18 protein-coding genes and 2 pseudogenes are annotated in these 18,689 nt (G+C 62.1%); 14 read left to right on the forward strand and 6 right to left on the reverse strand.

What is annotated here, in order from left to right:
- The first annotated feature begins 49 nt into the window (after window positions 1–49).
- Window positions 50–703, forward strand: a pseudogene (locus tag EN850_RS20165) (chloramphenicol phosphotransferase).
- A 172-nt stretch (window positions 704–875) separates the two neighbouring features.
- Here EN850_RS20165 and EN850_RS37860 read toward each other — a convergent pair.
- The 5 genes and pseudogenes from EN850_RS37860 to EN850_RS20190 form a co-directional block, all read right to left on the reverse strand.
- A pseudogene (locus EN850_RS37860) lies at window positions 876–1,916 on the reverse strand (phosphatase PAP2 family protein); the annotation flags it as partial.
- A gap of 107 nt (window positions 1,917–2,023) precedes the next feature.
- Window positions 2,024–2,458: an HIT family protein gene (locus EN850_RS20175; RefSeq protein WP_135915897.1), complete on the reverse strand. Its 435-nt coding sequence runs from the start codon at window positions 2,456–2,458 to the stop codon at window positions 2,024–2,026.
- 128 nt (window positions 2,459–2,586) lie between these two features.
- Window positions 2,587–3,801, reverse strand: a complete 1,215-nt coding sequence (locus tag EN850_RS20180; protein WP_135928666.1) for a GNAT family N-acetyltransferase — start codon at window positions 3,799–3,801, stop codon at window positions 2,587–2,589.
- A gap of 55 nt (window positions 3,802–3,856) precedes the next feature.
- Window positions 3,857–4,585, reverse strand: coding sequence for a glycerophosphodiester phosphodiesterase (locus tag EN850_RS20185; protein ID WP_127872564.1), 729 nt, complete (start codon window positions 4,583–4,585; stop codon window positions 3,857–3,859).
- A 14-nt stretch (window positions 4,586–4,599) separates the two neighbouring features.
- Window positions 4,600–5,064: a RidA family protein gene (locus EN850_RS20190; RefSeq protein WP_135864613.1), complete on the reverse strand. Its 465-nt coding sequence runs from the start codon at window positions 5,062–5,064 to the stop codon at window positions 4,600–4,602.
- Between the two features lie 138 nt (window positions 5,065–5,202).
- Between EN850_RS20190 and EN850_RS20195 the strand changes: the two genes are divergently transcribed.
- From EN850_RS20195 to tsf, 5 genes are all read left to right on the forward strand, one after another.
- Window positions 5,203–6,033 carry a cell envelope integrity EipB family protein gene (locus EN850_RS20195; protein WP_135864616.1) on the forward strand — a complete coding sequence of 277 codons (831 nt, stop codon included), beginning with the start codon at window positions 5,203–5,205 and terminating at the stop codon, window positions 6,031–6,033.
- Between the two features lie 36 nt (window positions 6,034–6,069).
- Window positions 6,070–6,348 (forward strand): DUF4031 domain-containing protein, encoded by a 279-nt coding sequence (locus EN850_RS20200; protein WP_127277856.1) that lies wholly within the window; start codon window positions 6,070–6,072, stop codon window positions 6,346–6,348.
- Window positions 6,345–6,956 carry a LysE family translocator gene (locus tag EN850_RS20205; RefSeq protein WP_136092088.1) on the forward strand — a complete coding sequence of 204 codons (612 nt, stop codon included), beginning with the start codon at window positions 6,345–6,347 and terminating at the stop codon, window positions 6,954–6,956. Before EN850_RS20200 ends, EN850_RS20205 begins: the two co-directional genes overlap by 4 nt.
- A gap of 177 nt (window positions 6,957–7,133) precedes the next feature.
- Window positions 7,134–7,916: a 30S ribosomal protein S2 gene (gene rpsB / locus EN850_RS20210; RefSeq protein WP_023777441.1), complete on the forward strand. Its 783-nt coding sequence runs from the start codon at window positions 7,134–7,136 to the stop codon at window positions 7,914–7,916.
- Window positions 7,917–8,026: 110 nt separating this feature from the next.
- Window positions 8,027–8,947 carry a translation elongation factor Ts gene (gene tsf / locus EN850_RS20215; RefSeq protein WP_136092089.1) on the forward strand — a complete coding sequence of 307 codons (921 nt, stop codon included), beginning with the start codon at window positions 8,027–8,029 and terminating at the stop codon, window positions 8,945–8,947.
- A 13-nt stretch (window positions 8,948–8,960) separates the two neighbouring features.
- Here tsf and EN850_RS20220 read toward each other — a convergent pair whose 3' ends face one another.
- Window positions 8,961–9,896, reverse strand: coding sequence for a LysR family transcriptional regulator (locus EN850_RS20220; RefSeq protein ID WP_136092090.1), 936 nt, complete (start codon window positions 9,894–9,896; stop codon window positions 8,961–8,963).
- A 116-nt stretch (window positions 9,897–10,012) separates the two neighbouring features.
- On the opposite strand from EN850_RS20220, the gene EN850_RS20225 reads away from it, so the two are divergent.
- The 8 genes from EN850_RS20225 (at window position 10,013) to bamA (ending at window position 18,635) form a co-directional block, all read left to right on the forward strand.
- Window positions 10,013–10,540: a nuclear transport factor 2 family protein gene (locus EN850_RS20225; protein ID WP_127872489.1), complete on the forward strand. Its 528-nt coding sequence runs from the start codon at window positions 10,013–10,015 to the stop codon at window positions 10,538–10,540.
- Window positions 10,541–10,575: 35 nt separating this feature from the next.
- Window positions 10,576–11,685 carry an aldo/keto reductase gene (locus EN850_RS20230; RefSeq protein WP_136092091.1) on the forward strand — a complete coding sequence of 370 codons (1,110 nt, stop codon included), beginning with the start codon at window positions 10,576–10,578 and terminating at the stop codon, window positions 11,683–11,685.
- A 152-nt stretch (window positions 11,686–11,837) separates the two neighbouring features.
- Window positions 11,838–12,560 carry a UMP kinase gene (gene pyrH / locus EN850_RS20235; RefSeq protein WP_136092092.1) on the forward strand — a complete coding sequence of 241 codons (723 nt, stop codon included), beginning with the start codon at window positions 11,838–11,840 and terminating at the stop codon, window positions 12,558–12,560.
- 108 nt (window positions 12,561–12,668) lie between these two features.
- Window positions 12,669–13,223 (forward strand): ribosome recycling factor, encoded by a 555-nt coding sequence (gene frr, locus EN850_RS20240; protein ID WP_027142617.1) that lies wholly within the window; start codon window positions 12,669–12,671, stop codon window positions 13,221–13,223.
- Between the two features lie 32 nt (window positions 13,224–13,255).
- On the forward strand, window positions 13,256–13,990 hold the full coding sequence (locus tag EN850_RS20245) for an isoprenyl transferase (RefSeq protein ID WP_136092093.1): 735 nt from the start codon (window positions 13,256–13,258) through the stop codon (window positions 13,988–13,990).
- Complete coding sequence (locus tag EN850_RS20250) at window positions 13,987–14,802, forward strand: phosphatidate cytidylyltransferase (protein ID WP_136092094.1); 816 nt, start codon at window positions 13,987–13,989, stop codon at window positions 14,800–14,802. Before EN850_RS20245 ends, EN850_RS20250 begins: the two co-directional genes overlap by 4 nt.
- Window positions 14,803–14,899: 97 nt before the next feature.
- On the forward strand, window positions 14,900–16,042 hold the full coding sequence (gene rseP, locus EN850_RS20255; protein ID WP_136092095.1) for an RIP metalloprotease RseP: 1,143 nt from the start codon (window positions 14,900–14,902) through the stop codon (window positions 16,040–16,042).
- Window positions 16,043–16,259: 217 nt separating this feature from the next.
- Complete coding sequence (gene bamA, locus EN850_RS20260) at window positions 16,260–18,635, forward strand: outer membrane protein assembly factor BamA (RefSeq protein WP_136092096.1); 2,376 nt, start codon at window positions 16,260–16,262, stop codon at window positions 18,633–18,635.
- The last annotated feature ends 54 nt before the right edge of the window (window positions 18,636–18,689 follow it).

Below are 18,689 nucleotides of genomic sequence, written 5' to 3' on the forward strand. Positions count from 1 at the left end.
GCGAAAGTCAAAAAAAAGCCCCGGAAACGGGGCTTTTTTCATGGGAACAATGAGGTGGCGCGTGGCCGGGCAAATCATCATCCTCAACGGCGCGCCGCGTTCGGGAAAGTCGAGCATAGCCGGGGCCATCGGGGAGAGCTTTGACGGTCCATGAATGAATCTGGGCGTTGACAGCCATGAGCAGATCACGCCGCCGCTATATCGTCCCGGAATAGGCCTGCGCCCTGGCGGCGAGCGGCCCGATCTGGAAGTTTTCGTGCCGCGCTTCTATGCGGCCCTTTATGAATCGATCGCGGCGCATAGTCGATTAGGGCTGAATGTCGTTGCGGATGTCGGCCACCACGAAGCCTATTCGGAACCGCTCCACATCCTGGCCGATTGCGCGAGGCGGCTCGCCGGTCTGCCGGTCCTGTTTGTCGGCGTTCGCTGCCCGATCGAGGTCATCATGGAAAGGCGCGCCGCCAGCGCCGCGGGCGGGAACTACGTTACCGGCGCGCCCAGTGATCCCGTGCCTTTGCCTGTACGCCTGTGGCAGGGAGAGGTGCACCGGCCTGGCGTGTATGATTTGGAAGTCGATACGTCACGCCTCGGTGCCGGGCAATGCGCGGATGCGATCCGCCAGCAGCTTCTGAAGGGAGTGGTGGCGCCAACGGCGTTTCAGAGGCTTTCGGATCCGGCTTTTGCGGCGCTCCGGTCTTCCTGATCCAATTGTCCGCAAATGATTTGGCGTGGATAAGCGCCGTCGTCCATGGCCAGGCCATCGGCCGGTTGCGGCGTAAACAAATGAGTGGCAGCGCGCCGAGGCCGGACAGCTCTTCCAAAACGGTAATAGTTCTTGCGTCCGCCCGGGACAACGCCGCGCCGGTGATTTTCCAGATCGCAAGGGCAATAAGCGCGCCGGCGTAGCCGTCAATGGCATAGTGCCAGCCAAGGACCACCGAACCGAGCATGATGAGCACCGCGAATATCCACATCAAAGTGCCAAGGCTGACCGATAGCCTGGTCGCATAGAGGGCAATGAGCACGGCCGACGCGACATGCATGGAGGGAAATGCCGATATGCCCATGCTGCCCGAAGGCAAACCCTGATAACCGTCCCACAACCTGTCCTGCAGGGAAAGGGCCCAGATCGGATACTGCCGATTTGCCGATTGAAGTGCGTCCATCAACGGTTGATAGAGATCGCCAAGGCCGAGCCTGGCGTAATAGCAAGGGCCGGCCGATGAGAATATCAGGGCAATGCCGAAGCCGCCTATCAGCCAGACCAGCATGAAGCTGAGCAGAAACTGATGTCGCAGCAGGGAATCGCGAGCCGCCGCGACGCTTGAAAAGATCGCCGAGAGCAGCACCACGAACCAAAGATTGTAACAAAGATTGAGAAAATGAACGGCCAGGGGGCTTTCGACGATCCACCAGACCCATTGGTAAGTAGGGCGGCCGAAATGCAGGCCGACGCTGAATTGTGCAAAGGCTTGGTCCCAGGAGAAAGGCGCCAGCAACGCGATCGCTCCTTTCAGTACCGTGAAGCCGGATATAAAAGCCATGATCGCGACCAGCCCGTTCACGCCGTTGGCGATGCGCCTTCGATCAGACAGCAACTCCCAGAATGAATTCAGGAAAAGACGGAGCGGCGAGGTGGCGCCGTCGACAATGGCCAGCCATAACAGGCGGAATGCCGCGTAGACACATCCGACAACCCAGGAATACACCCCCAGGTAGAAGCCGTATTCGACAAGCAGTCCAAAATCCGGCCGGTTGCCGACCCGGGCGCCAATCATGAAACTTAGTCCGAGTGTAAACAGGGCGACCGCATGAATAGCGCGGTGGCGATAAAATGATTCGGCCAAAAGATGCACGAAGGCGCCGCTCGCGCTGGCGCCAGGCTGCCTGCCTAAAGTTTCCGAAATATCCCGCATCGCCCGTCCTCCGCGAAAACATGCCCCGGAAAGGCTTGCAAAGGTATGAACAAAGTAATCGCAGGCTGTAATACAGGCGACACCATGATCTGCCGGTTTATAAAGGATTAAAATCCGCTCTGGAGGGCGCCGCGGATCTTGTCTGCGTTCCGCGCCAGCACTTCCGGATTCTCCATCGGGCCCGTGTGCGGTTTCAGGGGGATGCCGTCGAAGCGCGGGATGACATGGACATGCAGGTGATAGACGGTTTGTCCGGATGCAGGCTCATTGAACTGCATGATGGTGACGCCGTCGGCATTGAAAGCCTTCCTGACCGCCTGTGCCACTTTCTGAACGACCGTGAAAAGGAGGGCGAATGTCGAGGGGTCGGCGTCGAGCAGATTGCGCGACGGCGCTTTCGGCACCACCAGCGTATGGCCTGGTCCTTGCGGCATCACATCCATGAAAGCCACGACAGCCTCGTCCTCGTACACACGGTGCGAGGGTATTTCGCCGCGCAGGATTTTGGCGAAGATGTTGTCGGTGTCATAGGCCTCAGTCATGGCGAACGCTCCGGAGTGTGCCTTTGCCGTCCGGTGTAACGAAGCCGCCTCCGAGCGGCAAGACGAAGCTGCGGGGAGATCGATCGAGATCGACCATGCCGGCCTCGACGAGCGCGCGATGAGGCCGGCTATTCCTCGAGATCTTTGCGGAACGGGGTATGCTCCTCCAGATACTCGCCCATCCGCTCCACCTCGCGCCGTTCGCGCCCGAGATAATCGGCGACCGCTTTGCGCAGGCCGGGGTGGGCAATGTAGTGCGCCGAATGCATGGTCACAGGCCGGTAGCCGCGCGCCAGCTTGTGTTCGCCTTGCGCACCCGCCTCGACCACCTTCAGCTTGCGTTCGATGGCGAACTCGATGGCCTGGTGGTAGCAGACCTCGAAATGCAGGTAGGGGTGGTCCTCGATGCAGCCCCAATTGCGGCCGTAGAGCGCATCGGAGCCGATGAAGTTGATGGCGCCGGCAATGTAGCGCCCGTTGCGCCTGGCCATCACCAGCAGAATGTCGTCCGCCATGCGTTCGCCGATCAACGAGAAGAACTGGCGGTTCAGGTAGGGGCGGCCCCATTTGCGGCTGCCAGTGTCCATGTAGAAGGCGTAGAAGTCGTCCCAGGCCTTTTCGGTCAGGTCCTTGCCGGTGAGCCAGTCGATCGTGATGCCATCGGCGAGCGCTTCGCGCCGTTCCTTCTTCATCGCCTTGCGCTTGCGCGAGGCAAGCGTGGCGAGGAAGTCGTCATAGGTGGAAAAGCCTTCGTTGAAGAAGTGGAATTGCTGGTCGGTGCGATGCAGGAAGCCCGCAGCCTCAAGCGTCGCGACGTCGCTCTCCTGCGCGAAAGTGACATGTGCCGAGGATACGCCGAGCTTGTCGGTCACCATTTTGAGCCCGGCGGCAAGGCCGGCCTTCACTGCATCCTGATCCTCGCCTTTGCCGACCAGCAGGCGAGGGCCGGTGACGGGCGTGAACGGCACGGCACTTTGCAGTTTGGGATAGTAACGGCCGCCGGCGCGCTCGAAGGCATCCGACCAGCCATGATCGAACACATATTCGCCCTGGCTGTGCGACTTGAGATAGCAGGGAACCGCACCGAGCAGCCTGCCTTGCGCAGTCTCCAGCCGCAGGTGATGGCCTTGCCAGCCAGTGCGCCGAACGGCGCAGCCGGAATCCTCCAGAGCGCTCAAAAACGCGAATGAAACCAGCGGGTTATAGCCGACTTCCGCGTCGCCGCGCGTGGTTCCGGCAAAGCCATTCCATTCATCGCAGGTAAAGGCGCCTATACCGGCGGCGATGCGGATCGCATAGTCCGCATTCGCCGTTTGTCCGTCGCCGTCGTCGCCCTGATCCATGAGGCTTATTTAAGCTCCATTCGGGCCGCTACAAGTCACGTTTCGGGCACCCTCTTCAGGCGACTTTGACCAAGTCGGGTTCGAACCCTTCGAACGTCATCTGGTCGGCATATCTAAAGGTCAGGTCGACCGCCGGCTGGTCATGCACCGTCCAGGTGATGACAGGCATTTTGAGCTTTTCGCGCACGAAGCTGACAAACGGGTTCGGCAGATCGCCGGCGGCGTAGGAGGTGAAGGAGAGCTCGTGCGCCAGCATGGAGAAATGCGCTTCGATCAGCTTGGCGTCCTTGCCATAGGCGGTCAATCCAGCTGGAATGCCGGGCGCGTGTTTGGGGAAATCGCGGATCAGCCAGTGATCGAACGACATGATCGCAGCCTTGCCCTTGTAGCGCTTCAGCATCTTGCCGACGCGTGCCACCAGGCCTTCATCGCGACCGGGAGTTCCTTTCAGCTCGACGACCATAGGCACACGGCCGTCGACGAGGTCGAGCGTTTCCTGCAGCGTCGGCACGTGATCCGCCGTGCCGCCAACCTTGAGCGCGGTAAGTTCGGCGGCGCTCCGTTGCCAGACGAACCCGTCCTGCCCGGTCAACCTTTGCAGATCATCATCATGGATGACGATGGGAACGCCATCCGACGACAGATGCACGTCGCATTCGATCGCGTACCCGCGTTCGGCCGCGGCTGCGAAGGCGGAAAGCGTGTTTTCCCAGCGCGTCTTGTTCATGTCGTGAAAGCCGCGATGGGCAACCGGCCGGGCAGTCAGCCAGGAGAGGTCGGTCATGTCTGCACCTTCACTCATTCGACTTCGAAGACCGCTTCGATCTCCACCGCGGCATTAAGCGGCAGGGAGGCGGTACCGACGGCGGAGCGTGCGTGCTTGCCGCCTTCGCCGAGCGCGGCAACCAGGAAATCGGAGGCGCCGTTGGCGACCAGATGCTGCTCGACGAAATCGGGGGCCGACGCCACGAAGACGGTGATCTTCACCAGGCGGCGGATCTTCTCGAGGTCGCCAAGTGCCGCCTTGGCTTGCGCCAGGATGTTGATGGCGCAGTATTTCGCCGCCTCCTTGCCGCTTGCCGTGTCGACGTCGCGGCCAAGCAGGCCGCTCGCCTGCAGCTTGCCGTCCTTGAGCGGCAATTGTCCCGCCGTGAACAGCAGATTGCCGGTCCTGCAATAGGGCACGTAGTTGGCGGCGGGCGCGGCGGCAACAGGAAGCGTCACGCCGAGATCACTTAGCCGCTTTTCGATTGTTTCACTCATTGCTTTTCCCTATTGCTGGAAGGTGCCGCGCTGGCCGGGCCGAAATTGCTATTTTTGCCTCGCTTCCGCCACGACTTTTTTTAAGCTGGACCATCTTTCCCTGCGGCCTGCCATCAGCCGCGACGATTGGAGTACCTCATGCGCGCAACGCGCCTTGCATTCCACGCCGTTCTGTTGTCGGCGCTGTTCCCCGTGGGCTCCGCTTTCGCCGTACCGGCGCTGCAGGCGCATCGTGCCGTCTACGATCTCACCCTCAAGAAGGCGGATGATCGCTCCGGCATCACCGGCATCACCGGCCGCATGGTCTACGAGTTCAACGGCTCGGCCTGCGAAGGCTATACGGTGAAATTCCGTTTCGTCACCCAGATCGCGACCAACGACAACACGAAGCTGACCGACCAGCAGACCACCACGTTCGAGGACGCGGAAGGCAAGATGTTTTCCTTCGTGACGAAGTCCTTCGTCGACCAGAACCTCGATAAGGAGGTCAAGGGCGTCGCGACAAAGAATGCCAAGGGCCTGAAGGTCGATATCGACAAGCCGGAGAAGAATAGTCTCGAACTCGCTGCCACCCAGTTCCCGACCCAACATCTGGTCGAGCTGATCGGCAAGGCCGAAAAAGGCGAAAACTTCTACCAGACCAACCTGTTCGATGGCTCGGAGGACGCCAACAAGGTGATGACGACCACGGTTGTCGTCGGCAAGAAGACCGAGGCCGACAAGGCCGATCCGGAAGCGCCGGCACTGGCGAAGCTTGCCGCCGACAAATATTGGCCGGTCGACATCGCCTATTTCGACGACAGCACCCAGAACGGCGAGGAAGTGCCGGAATACCGGATCAGCTTCAAGCTGCACGAGAACGGCATCACCCGTGATCTCGTCATGGACTATGGCGACTTCTCGATGACCGGCAAGCTGGTCAATCTGTCGCTGTTCGACCAGACAAAGCCTTGCCCGGTATCGAAATAGCGGCGATGCGCGAGTGAGCTGGCCGTGGCGGGCTTGATGGCGGTCTATGTCGATGCGGCGATCTGGAAGTGGGCCGGCCATCGCTGGTGCCACCTGATGGCCGACGACACCGACGAGCTGCACCGGTTCGCATCGCGGCTTGGCGTGAAGCGCTCGTCCTATCAGGGGCCGCCCAGGACATCGGCGCCACACTATGACATCACCGGTTTCGAGCGCGACCGCGCGGTACGGCTCGGCGCCATCGAATGCAGCCGCGAGGAGATCGTCGCGATCTTCCGGCGCGTGCGGGTGCCCAACGGAAAGGCCAAACTATGACACTAACGGCATTTCTTGCTTATTGCGCCGCTGTCACGCTCGCCGCCGCCACACCGGGACCCGCGATGTTCGCCGTCATCACCAATGGCGTGTCGCGTGGTTTCCTCCGCGCCTTCATAGCCGGCGTTGGGGTCGCCGCCGGCGATGCCGTACTGGTCACCCTGGCCCTGCTCGGGCTGGTGGCCCTGGCCCAGACATTCGAATGGATCTTCCTCCTGCTGAAATATGCAGGCGCCGCCTACCTGATTTTTCTCGGCGTCAGGATGTGGAGGGCTTCGACCGCGCAAACGAACGAGCCGCAGGCGGCACCGACGAGATTGTCGCGGTTCTTCTTCCTTGGTGCGTCCATTGCGCTGGGGAATCCGAAGGCGATTCTGTTCCATGCCTCGATCATGCCGTTGATTCTCAATCTCGACACGCTGACATTTGTCGACGGCCTGCTGGTGGTGGCCGTGGTCATCAGCGTCAATATCCTCACCATGGGTGTCTATGCCGGGCTTGCTGGCCGGGCTTCGGGCTGGTTCAGGACGCCCAGGCGCATGCGGCTGATGAACAGGTTTGCCGGCAGCGCCATGATCGGCACCGGAGCGCTGATTGCCGCACGCTAGGCGTTAAAGCGCTACACGGCTTGCGTTTGCAGCACTTCCCCTCTATATGCGCGCTCATTCCACACACGGACTTTGGTGTCTGCCCGGGAGAAATCCGGCTGAGACCTCCGGTGGCGTTCGAGGATTTCGGTCCACAAATGCCTGTGTCCGTGGAGGCTAACCGGAAAGGAAATGAGAATGGCACTGCCTGATTTCAGCATGCGCCAGCTTTTGGAAGCTGGCATTCACTTCGGCCACCAGACCCACCGCTGGAACCCGAAGATGGCGCCTTACATCTACGGCGCCCGCAACAACATCCACATCATCGACCTCTCGCAGACGGTGCCTTTGCTGCACCAGGCGCTGAAGCAGGTTTCCGACACCGTTGCCAAGGGCGGCCGCGTGCTGTTCGTCGGCACCAAGCGGCAGGCGTCCGACATCGTCGCCGATGCGGCACAGCGTTCGGCCCAGTACTACGTCAATTCGCGTTGGCTCGGCGGCATGCTGACCAACTGGAAGACGATCTCGAACTCGATCCAGCGGCTGCGCAAGCTCGACGAGATGCTGGCCGGCGAGGCGCAAGGCCTGACCAAGAAGGAACGCCTGAACCTCGACCGTGAGCGCGAGAAGCTCGACAAGGCGCTCGGCGGCATCAAGGACATGGGCTCGACGCCTGACCTGATGTTCGTGATCGACACCAACAAGGAGGCGATTGCCATCCTCGAGGCGAAGCGTCTCGGCATCCCGGTCGTCGCCATCATCGATTCGAACTGCGACCCGGACAAGATCGACTTCCCGATCCCCGGCAATGACGACGCGGCCCGCGCCATCCAGCTCTATTGCGACCTGATCGCCAAGGCTGCGATCGACGGCATCGCCCGTCAGCAGGGCGCGCTCGGCGTCGACATCGGCGCTTCGGTCGAAGCTCCGGTCGAACCGGCGCTCGATCCGGCTCCGGCGTCGGAAGCCCCAGAGGCTTGATAATCGAAGGCCGGCTTGCGGCCTTCATCTTTCTCATATTTTGGCACGCTAAACAGACGCACCGTCGAGATTCGATGGTGCGTCGGCGCATTTGAAACAAAGAGGCGACAATGAGCATTTCGGCTGCACAGGTCAAAGAACTCCGCGACTTGACCGGCGCGGGCATGATGGACTGCAAGGCGGCGTTGAACGAGACCAACGGCAACATGGAAGAGGCCGTCGACTGGCTGCGCAAGAAGGGCATTTCCAAAGCCGACAAGAAGGCCGGCCGCACTGCCGCCGAAGGCCTGATCGGCGTCGACAATGGCGTGCGCGAAGCTGCCGTCGTCGAGGTGAATTCCGAGACCGACTTCGTCGCCCGCAACGCCGCCTTCCAGGAAATCGTCGCCAACGTCGCCAAGGTGGCGCTTGCCTACGGCACGACCGAGGCTGTGGCTGCCGCGAAGTATCCGGGCTCCGACAAGTCGGTCACCGACACCATCAAGGACGCTGTCGGCACCATTGGCGAGAACCTGGGCTTCCGCCGCTCGGCCAAGCTGACCGTTCCGCATGGCGCGGTTGCGACCTACGTCCACAATTCGGTTGCCGATGGCCTTGGCAAGCTCGGCGTGCTGGTCGCGATCGAGACCACCGGCAACGAGCATGCCGCTAACGCCTTCGGCCGCCAGGTCGCCATGCATGTCGCCGCCACCAACCCGATGGCGCTGACCGCCGAGCAGATCGACCCGGCCGCTGTCGAGCGCGAGAAGGCCATCTTCTCCGACCAGGCGCGCCAGTCCGGCAAGCCGGAAGCGATCATCGAGAAGATGGTCGAGGGTCGCCTGCGCAAGTTCTATGAAGATGTCGTGCTCTTGAAGCAGGCCTTCGTGCTCAATCCCGACATCACCGTCGAGAAGGCGCTGAAGGATGCCGAAAAGGAAATCGGCGCGCCCGCCAAGATCACGGCCTATCTGCGCTTCGCGCTTGGCGAGGGCATCGAGAAGGAAGAGTCCGATTTCGCCGCGGAAGTCGCTGCGGCGGTCAAGAAGTAAGCGTCCTACCGCATTATTGCGACTGTGTTTTTCGGCCTGATGTCCGCAAGGATGTCAGGCCGATTTCGTTTGCGGTGTCGATAAAGGCCCTGAGCTTCGGCGCCATCGCGGCGCGGCGCGGGAAGTAGAGGAAAAGGCCGGGTTCCTCGATCGCAGATTGCGGCAGAACCTGCACCAGGCGCCCGGCCGCCAGATCCGCGCGCGCCAGCGGCTCGAACATATAGGCGAGGCCGACGCCAGCGAGCGCCAGATCAATGGCGGCCAGCGAGTCCGTCACGATGGCCGTACCGCTGGTTTCCATGACCACATCCTTGCCATCCCAGGTCAAATCCCAGCGATAGAGGGCACCCGAGCGGACAAGCCGGTACCCGATGCAATTGTGGTTCGCGAGATCGGCCACGCTGCGCGGACGCCCACGTCGTCCGATATAGGCGGGAGAGGCGACGACGACGACTTTGAAGGGCGGCGTCAGTCGGATGGCCACCATGTCCTGCGCGATCATCTCGCCGAGCCGGATGCCGGCGTCAAAACCTTCGCCGACGATGTCGACCAATCCCTGATCGGCAAAAACCTCCACCGTAATGTCGGGATAGCGCTCGGCCATCGCGGCGACGACCGGCGTCACCGCCAATGGGATCGCGATGTTGGAGGCATTGATCCTGAGCAGGCCAGACGGCCTGCCCTTGACGCTGCGGATGCGGTCCATCTGCTCGGCAATGTCCTGGAGGGCAGGGGCGGCCGTTTCCACCAGCGCCTTGCCGGCCTCGGTGAGCGAAACGCTGCGCGTCGTGCGCGCAAACAGCGGCTGGCCGATCCGCTCCTCGACGAGGCGCACCGCATGGCTGACCGCCGACGGGCTCATACCGAGTTCGGCCGCGGCAAGCGCGAAGCCGCCGCGCCGGGCAACGGCGACGACGACAGGCAGATGGGTGAGCAGGTCCCGATCCATTCATGAATGATATCGCATGGTCCTTGCGAACAATGCAATCTAATCGATGCCAAGACACCGATCCATATTGTCGCCGACACATCCGCGGTTGGCTGATGGCATTGAGGAGAAGAGACATGAATGCGTTGAAGCACGTAACTTTCGCGGCCGGCGTGGCGCTGTCACCGGTCGATGCCGGCGGGGCGGAACCATCCGGCTGGCAAGCGCTCGCGGACGAACGCGCGGTCATCCGCATCGCCGATGCCATCGACCGCGCCGTCGACGCGCAGGACTGGAAGCGCGCGCGCTTCTATTTCGCGGATCGGGTCACCGCCGACTTCAGCAGCCTGTCCGGGCAGCCCGCGGCCAACATTGCGTCCGACGATCTGATCGGCGCCTGGGCCGGCAATCTCAAGGGCAGCAAGACCAGCCTGCACCTGCGCACCAATCACCAGGTCGTTCTCGAGGCGGACAGCGCGACCGTTCTGTCGAACGGCTATGCCTGGAACCGGATGGAGGGCAATGGCGATCCGCTGTGGGAAGTCTGGGGCACGTATGAGCACCACCTGACACGTTCTGGCTCCGTCTGGAAAGTCGATGGCTTCACCTTCCGCATGACGCATGAACGCGGCAATCCCTGGGTCAAGGCGACCCCGGGCCAATGACGCCCGCACCAACCGGATCAGGATCGGAAAAGACAATGACGATGAGCTACTACACACTCGGCAACAGCGGCCTGCGCGTCAGCCGGCTGGCGCTGGGCACGATGACCTTCGGCACGGAATGGGGCTGGGGCGCGGACCGGGACACGGCGCGCGCGATGTTCGACGCCTATGTCGAGGCTGGCGGCAATTTCTTCGACACCGCAGACCTATATACCGGCGGCACGGCCGAGACCTGGCTCGGTGAATTCGTGGCCGAGCGAGGCTTGCGCGACAAGGCGGTGATCGCCACCAAATTCACCATGAACTCGAACCCCGGCAATCCCAACGCCGGCGGCAATGGCCGCAAGAACATCATGCGTGCCGTCGACGCCTCGCTGAAGCGGCTGGGCACCGACTACATCGATCTCTATCTCATGCATATCTGGGACAGGCTGACGCCGGCCGAGGAAGTGCTGCGGACCCTCGACGATCTGGTTCGGGCGGGCAAGATACGTCACATCGGCCTGTCCGACGTGCCGGCCTGGTATGCCGGACGGGCTCAGGCGATCGCCGAACTGCGCGGCTATGAGCCGATCTCGGCGTTGCAGCTCGAATACTCCCTGGCGGAGCGTGCCATCGAGCATGAATTCGTGCCGTTCGGGACACGCCATGGCGCCGGCATCATGGTCTGGAGCCCGCTGGCCAGCGGGCTGTTGAGCGGCAAATACCGCCCGGCGCAAGCGGGCAATGCCGGCCGGCTCGACGGCTTCCGCAACACCACCCATCCAGGCTTCCAGAAATTTACCGAGCACAACTGGGCTGTTGTGGCGGAGTTGGAGAAAGTCGCCGCCGAGCTCGGCCGCGGCATGGCTCAGGTGGCGCTCAACTGGGTGGCGACACAGCCAGGAATTGCCACCGTCATCCTTGGGGCAACGAGGCTTTCGCAGTTGCAGGACAATCTCGCGGCGCTCGACTTCTCCATACCGCCCGCGCTTCGCCGGCGGCTGGACAAGGTGAGCGGCACGCCGGCGCCGTTCCCGCATTCCTATTTCGGTCCCGAGATCCAGGTCCGTGTCGCCGGCGGTGTCGTGACCGGCGACAAGCCGTCCGGTTATGCATTGCCGGTGGTGGTCGAAGGCGAGGCCGTTGCCATCAGCAGCAATTGAGCCAAAAAGCCTGGAATTTTGCACAAGGGCGCGGCGTGACATCGCTGCGCCCTTCGTGTATCCGGTCAACCCGTCATGACAGCACCGCCGGGCGAAGCAGGAGGCCTTTTTTGCCTTCGGAGCTTGCCGCGCCGGGATTTTCGAGGAACCAGATGACGGTGAAGCCCCTCTACCGACGTGTTCTGCTGAAGGCTTCGGGCGAAGCGTTGATGGGCGAACAGCATTTCGGCATCGACGTCTCGGTCGTCGACCGCATCGCCGGCGACATCGCCGAGGCGCGCGCGCTGGGCATCGAGGTGGGGGTCGTCATTGGCGGCGGCAATATCTTTCGCGGCGTGGCCGTCGCCTCCAAGGGTGGGGACCGCGTTACCGGCGACCATATGGGCATGCTTGCCACGGTCATCAATTCGCTGGCGCTGCGCACATCGCTGAACAAGATCGGCGTCGACGCCATCGTGCTGTCCGCGATCGCCATGCCCGAGCTTTGCGAGAGCTTTTCGCAGCGCCAGGCGACCGCCTACATGAACCAGGGCAAGGTGGTGATCTTCGCCGGCGGCACCGGCAATCCGTTCTTCACCACTGATTCGGCTGCCGCGCTCCGTGCGGCCGAAATCGGCGCCGACGCGCTGTTCAAAGGCACCCAGGTTGACGGCGTCTATTCGGCCGACCCGAAAAAGGACCCCAGCGCGACGCGTTTCGAGCGCATCAGCCACGCCGAAGTCATAAATCGCGGCCTTTCGATCATGGATACGGCTGCGATTGCACTTGCGCGCGAAAACAACATTCCGATAATCGTCTATTCGATCCACGAAAAGGGTGGGTTCGGGGATATTCTGAGGGGCGGCGGCCGCTGTACGGTCGTCGCGGACGAGTGATCCGGGGCCTGATCCCGAAGAAGGGAAACCGGGTTTCGAAATCAGGCTCGAACACGGGGCCTTGCCCCGAAGCAGTGAACCCGCGGCAGACGGGTCGAGGAGACTAAAATGAGTGGTGAGTACGACGATCTCAAGCGGCGCATGGATGGGGCAATCGCGGCGTTCAAGCATGATCTGGCCTCGCTGCGGACCGGCCGCGCTTCCAGCAACCTGCTCGACGCGATCCAGGTGCAGGCCTATGGCACCACCATGCCGATCAATCAGGTGGCCAACGTCACCGTGCCGGAGCCGCGCATGATCTCGGTCTCGGTCTGGGACAAGTCAATGGTCGGCGCGGTCGACCGCGCGATCCGGGAATCCAATCTGGGCTTCAACCCGATCGTCGACGGCACCAACCTGAGGATTCCGCTGCCTGAGCTCAACGAACAGCGCCGCAAGGAACTGGTCAAGATTTCGCACGGCTATGCCGAAAACGCGCGTGTCGCCGCGCGCCATGTGCGGCGCGACGGCATGGACTTCCTGAAAAAGGCGGAGAAGGACGGCGACATCAGCGAGGACGATCAGCGCAAGCGTTCCGACCAGGTCCAGAAACTTACCGACGAAACCATCAGCACCATCGATCATCTGCTTTCCGACAAGGAAGCTGAAATCATGCAGGTTTAGGGTTGGCCCTTGGCTGATCCGAAAGCGAGATCATGACAACGCCCGCGCATGTCGCGATCATCATGGATGGAAATGGACGCTGGGCCAAGGCGCGCGGCATGCCGAGGCTCGCGGGTCATCGCGCCGGCGTCGAGGCGCTGCGCAAGGCGGTGCGCGCCGCCCCTGGTCTCGGCATCTCCTTCCTGACCGTCTATGCTTTCTCGTCGGAGAACTGGTCGCGGCCGAAGTCCGAGGTCAGCGACCTTATGGGTCTGTTGAAGCTGTTCATCCGTCGCGACCTTGCCGAACTGCACCAGAGCGGCGTGCGGGTCAGGATCATCGGCGACCGGGCAGGGCTGAAGGCGGACATCAGGGGACTGCTCGAGGAAGCCGAATCGCTGACGATCCACAACACCTCGCTGACGCTGGTGATCGCCTTCAACTACGGCGGGCGCGACGAGATCGTCCGCACCGCGCGCAAGCTTGCCCTGGCCGTGGCGCGCGGTGAAATCGACAGCGAGGCGATCACCGCCGAAAGCTTTGCCGGCTCTCTCGACACGCAAGGCATTCCCGATCCGGAGCTGGTCATCCGCACCAGCGGCGAGCTTCGCCTGTCCAACTTCCTCTTGTGGCAAGCTGCTTACAGCGAACTCGTCTTCCTGCCCTGCTACTGGCCGGACTTCAATCGCGAGCACCTCGCCGAGGCCTTGCGCGAATATGCCGGCCGCGAGCGCCGCTTCGGCGGACTGGGCCCGCAAGACGTCGCTTCGCGACCGGCCGCGGGATGAGCAACCTTCAGCTGCGTGTGATTTCGGCGGTCGTGCTGGCCATTGTCGCCCTTGGCCTGACCTGGCTTGGCGGCCTGCCTTTCCGGCTGCTGTGCGCGGTCATGTCGGCAATGATCTTTTATGAGTGGACACGTATGTCGCGGCCCGCCGCGGCCGACGGGCTTGGTTTGCTGCCGGAAGCGCTGATGGTCATTTTCGTCGGCGCCTTGATCGCCGGCCTGTCCGCATTGTGGCTGCTGCCGCTCGTCGTAATTCTGGTTGCGATAACGGCGACCACCGCGGGACTTCGCAAGATCGGCCAGTGGGACGCTGGCGGCCTTGCCTATGCCTGCGTGTCCGGCCTGTCGCTTGCCCTGCTGCGCGATGGCGACCATTCGGGCCTCGTCGCCATCCTGTTCCTGTTCGCGGTCGTCTGGGCAACCGACATTTTTGCCTATTTCGTCGGGCGCGCCGTCGGTGGGCCCAAACTGGCGCCGTCGATTTCGCCAGGCAAGACGCGTAGCGGCGCGTTCGGCGGGGCGGTCGGTGGCGTCGTCGCGGGACTTCTGCTGGCAGCCATTGCCGGCGCCGGCAACCTGGCGTTGCTTGGCCTTGTGGCGCTCGTGCTGTCGGTTGTCGCCCAAGCCGGCGACTTGTTCGAGTCCTGGGTCAAACGGCGGCACGGCTGCAAGGATTCCGGCGTGCTCATTCCTGGCCATGGCGGCATCATGGATCGCGTCGACGGGCTTGTCGCGGCCGCTCTTGCCCTATACGTCATCGGTTGGATTTCCGCGGGCGCCGACCATCCGGCACAGGGGCTGTTTCCCATTTGAATGGTGTCATGCCACGATCTGGCGCCGACGTGCCTTGGATTCGCCTGGATTGATGTCACAGTCACGGCGCGACCGCGGAAGAATTTGAGGGCCTGAGTTGAACGAGATTCTTCACGCGATTTTCAGCACGGAAGGCCTCTTTCTCGGCACGCTCGTGCCGTTTCTCTTCGTGCTGACTGTGGTGGTGTTCGTTCACGAGATGGGCCACTACCTCGTTGGCCGCTGGTGCGGCATCGGGGTCAAGGCCTTCTCGATCGGCTTCGGTCCGGAGCTCATCGGCTTCAACGACAGGCATGGTACGCGCTGGAAGCTTTGCGCCATACCGCTCGGCGGTTATGTCAAGTTTGTCGGCGACATGAGCGCCACCTCCAGCCAGCCGACATCGGAAGAGCTCGAAACGCTGACCGAGGAGGAACGCAAGGTTGCCTTCCACACCCAGGCGATCTGGAAGCGCGCGGCAACGGTGGCGGCCGGGCCCCTGTTCAACTTCCTGCTGACGATCGTGGTCTTTTCCGTGCTGTTCGCCTCCTATGGGCGTTATGTCGCGGAGCCCATGGTGGCGGAGGTTACCGCCGACAGTCCCGCGGCCAAGGCCGGCATTTTGCCTGGCGACCGATTCGTCAGCGTCGACGGCAGCAAGGTCGAAACTTTCGGAGACGTGCAGCGGCTGGTTTCGGGCCGGGCCGGCGACACCATCACCTTTGTCATGCTGCGCAACGGCAAGGAGGTCACGGTGACCGCATCGCCGCGGCTGATGGAGCAGGAGGACGCGCTCGGCAACAAGATCAAGGTTGCGGTGATCGGCGTCGTCAACAACAAGGAACTCGGCCAGCCCCGGCTCATCACCTACACCCCCGTTGGGGCAGTCGCGGCGGCGGTTGAGGAAACGGGCCACGTCATCGAGCGCACCGGACAGTTCCTGCAGCGCTTCGCTGTCGGGCGCGAGGACAAGTGCCAGCTGGGTGGCCCGGTCAAGATCGCCGACATGGCCGGCAAGGCTGCCAAACTCGGTTTCGAGTGGCTGGTGCAGCTCGTCGCGCTGCTGTCCGTCGGGATAGGCATCCTAAACCTTTTGCCGATTCCCCCCCTCGACGGCGGCCATCTGTTGTTCTACGGGGTGGAGGCCGTCATCCGCCGGCCAGTGTCGGAACGGATGATGGAAATGGCCTATCGGGCCGGTCTGCTTGTGGTGCTGTGCTTCATGGGGTTCGTGTTCTGGAACGATCTCTTTGGGTGCTGAAATCATGAAGGAATTTGGCCTGGGCATGGGCGATGTTGAGACGCCGTTTACCATGCACGGGGATATGAGTGACGCGAAAGCCACGCAACAGGGTTAAGTAAATACAAATTAACCAGAAGCCTTGCGTGTAGGGAAAATCCGGTTAATACGGTAGGGGAAATGACCGCACGTCCGGTTTTCTCGCCGTGGGGACTACGAGAAAAGGTTATTAAGCCCGATGAAGGCAGCATCCAAGTTTCTAAACGCCGCGTCAGCGGCGGCACTGTCCGCCGCTCTGGTCGTACCAGGTGCGCTCGCAGTGCAGTTCGTTGCCACATCGGCGGCCGAAGCCGCTGTCGTAAGCAGGGTTGAGGTGAGCGGCAACCAGCGTGTCGACGCCGATACCATCCGCAATTACATCACCATCAAGCCGGGCAAGGCCTTCTCCAGCTCCGATGTCGACGCGGCCGTCAAGGCGCTGTTCGGCACGGGTCTGTTCTCGGACGTCCAGATCAACCAGGTCGGCTCGACCCTGGTGGTCAAGGTTTCGGAATACAAGGTCGTCAACCAGGTGCTGTTCCAGGGCAACAAGAAGCTCAAGGACAATGCGCTGCAGATGGCGGTTCAGCTGAAGCCGCGCGGCACGTTCTCGCAGGCGACGCTCGATTCCGACGTCGAGGCGGTCAAGGCCGCTTACAGGCGCATCGGCCGTGACGATGCCGGCGTGACCGCGCAGGTCATGGAGCTCGGCGACAACCGCGTGAACGTGGTCTTCCACGTCACCGAAGGCGATCGCACGCAGATCGCGGCAATCAATTTCGTCGGCAACAGCGCCTATTCCAGCCGCCGCCTGTCGGACGTGATCAACACCAAGCGTTCATCCTGGGTCTCGTTCATCCTGCGCGACGACGTCTACGATGAAGACAAGCTGCGCGCCGACCAGGAACTGCTGCGTCGTTTCTATTACAATCACGGCTATGCCGACTTCCAGGTCGTGTCCGCTGTCGGCGAGCTCGACAGCGCGACCAACAAATACACGGTCACCATCACCGTCCAGGAAGGCGATCGTTATAATTTCGGCGACATCAGCGTCGAAAGCACGATCCCGGAAGTTGACTCGAAGTCGCTGGAATCGGTGGTCGAAACCCGCAAGGGTGATGTCTACAACGCCAAGGATGTCGAAGACTCGATCATCGCGCTGACGGAAAAGGTGGCCGGTTCCGGCTATGCCTTCGCGCAGGTGACGCCGCGCGGCGACCGCAACTTCGAAAACCACACGATCTCGGTGGTCTACACCGTCGACCAGGGCACCAAGGCCTATGTCGAGCGCATCGAGATCCGCGGCAACGATCGCACGCGTGACTATGTCATCCGCCGCGAATTCGATGTCAGCGAAGGCGACGCATTCAACCAGGTCCTCATCCAGCGCGCGAAGAAGCGCCTGGAAGACCTGAATTATTTTGACAAAGTCGACATTTCGACCGTGCCTGGCTCGGCCCCTGACCAAGTCGTGCTGGTCGTCGACGTGGTCGAGAAGTCGACCGGTGAGTTCTCGATCGGCGCCGGCTATTCGACCGGTGGCGACGCGGCCGGACCGTCGGTCGAAGGATCGATCACCGAGCGCAACTTCCTCGGCCGTGGCCAGTTCATCAAGCTGTCGGCCGGCGGCGGCAAGAACTCGCGTGACTACAGCCTGTCGTTCACCGAGCCTTATTTTCTCGGGCGGCGCATCGCTGCCGGTTTCGACATCTACAGGTCGACGCGGGAATACAACAACAACTACGACAGCGACACCACCGGCGCGACGATCCGCTTCGGGCTGCCGATCACCAACAGCATCACGACCCAGTTGGCGTATAATATCTCGCAGGAGAAATATAAGGTCGACGATAGTTGCGGTCCTACCTCCATCGGAGATCCCGACGGCAGCTGTAACATCTCACAGGCCATTCTGGACGGCATCGAGCAGAGTCCGTGGATCAAGTCTTCGGTCAGCCTGGGGCTGGTCTACAACACGATCGACGACATGAAGAACCCGCATGAGGGGATCTACGCCAACACGACCGTGGAGGTCGCGGGTCTCGGTGGCGATGCCAAATTCGTGAAGATCACCGGACGGGGCAGCATCTATCAGACGCTGTCCGAACAGCTTGACCTTGTCGGGCTCCTTTCGGGCGGGGCCGGTCATGTCGAGGGATATGGCAACGGCGACCTGCGCATCTTCGATCATTTCCAGAGCAACGACCGCATGATCCGCGGCTTTGCCTATGGTGGTATCGGCCCGGTTGCCAGCGACACCAGCGGTGACCACCTGGGTGGCACGACCTACTTCAACGCTTCGGCCGAAGCCCAGTTCCCGCTGCCGGTTGTTCCGGAGAGCTTCGGCTTGCGTGGCGCGGTGTTCGCCGATGCGGCGACGCTCTATGGCAGCAAGCTTGCGACTGGGCTGGTCGATCAAGATTCTACCGGCATGAAGTTGCGCGCCTCGGTCGGTCTCGGCCTGATGTGGGCCTCGCCCTTCGGCCCGATCCGTATCGACTATGCGATCCCGGTCAGGAAAGAGGCGAGCGACGACGTGCAGGAATTCAACTTCGGCATATCGACCCGCTTCTGATCGGCGGCCAACGATGCTCCCGGGTTTTGGATCCGGGAGAAATGTTCCGACCTA

The organism is Mesorhizobium sp. M8A.F.Ca.ET.207.01.1.1 (genome assembly GCF_004794715.1).
In the GTDB taxonomy this organism is placed as follows: Bacteria; Pseudomonadota; Alphaproteobacteria; order Rhizobiales; family Rhizobiaceae; genus Mesorhizobium.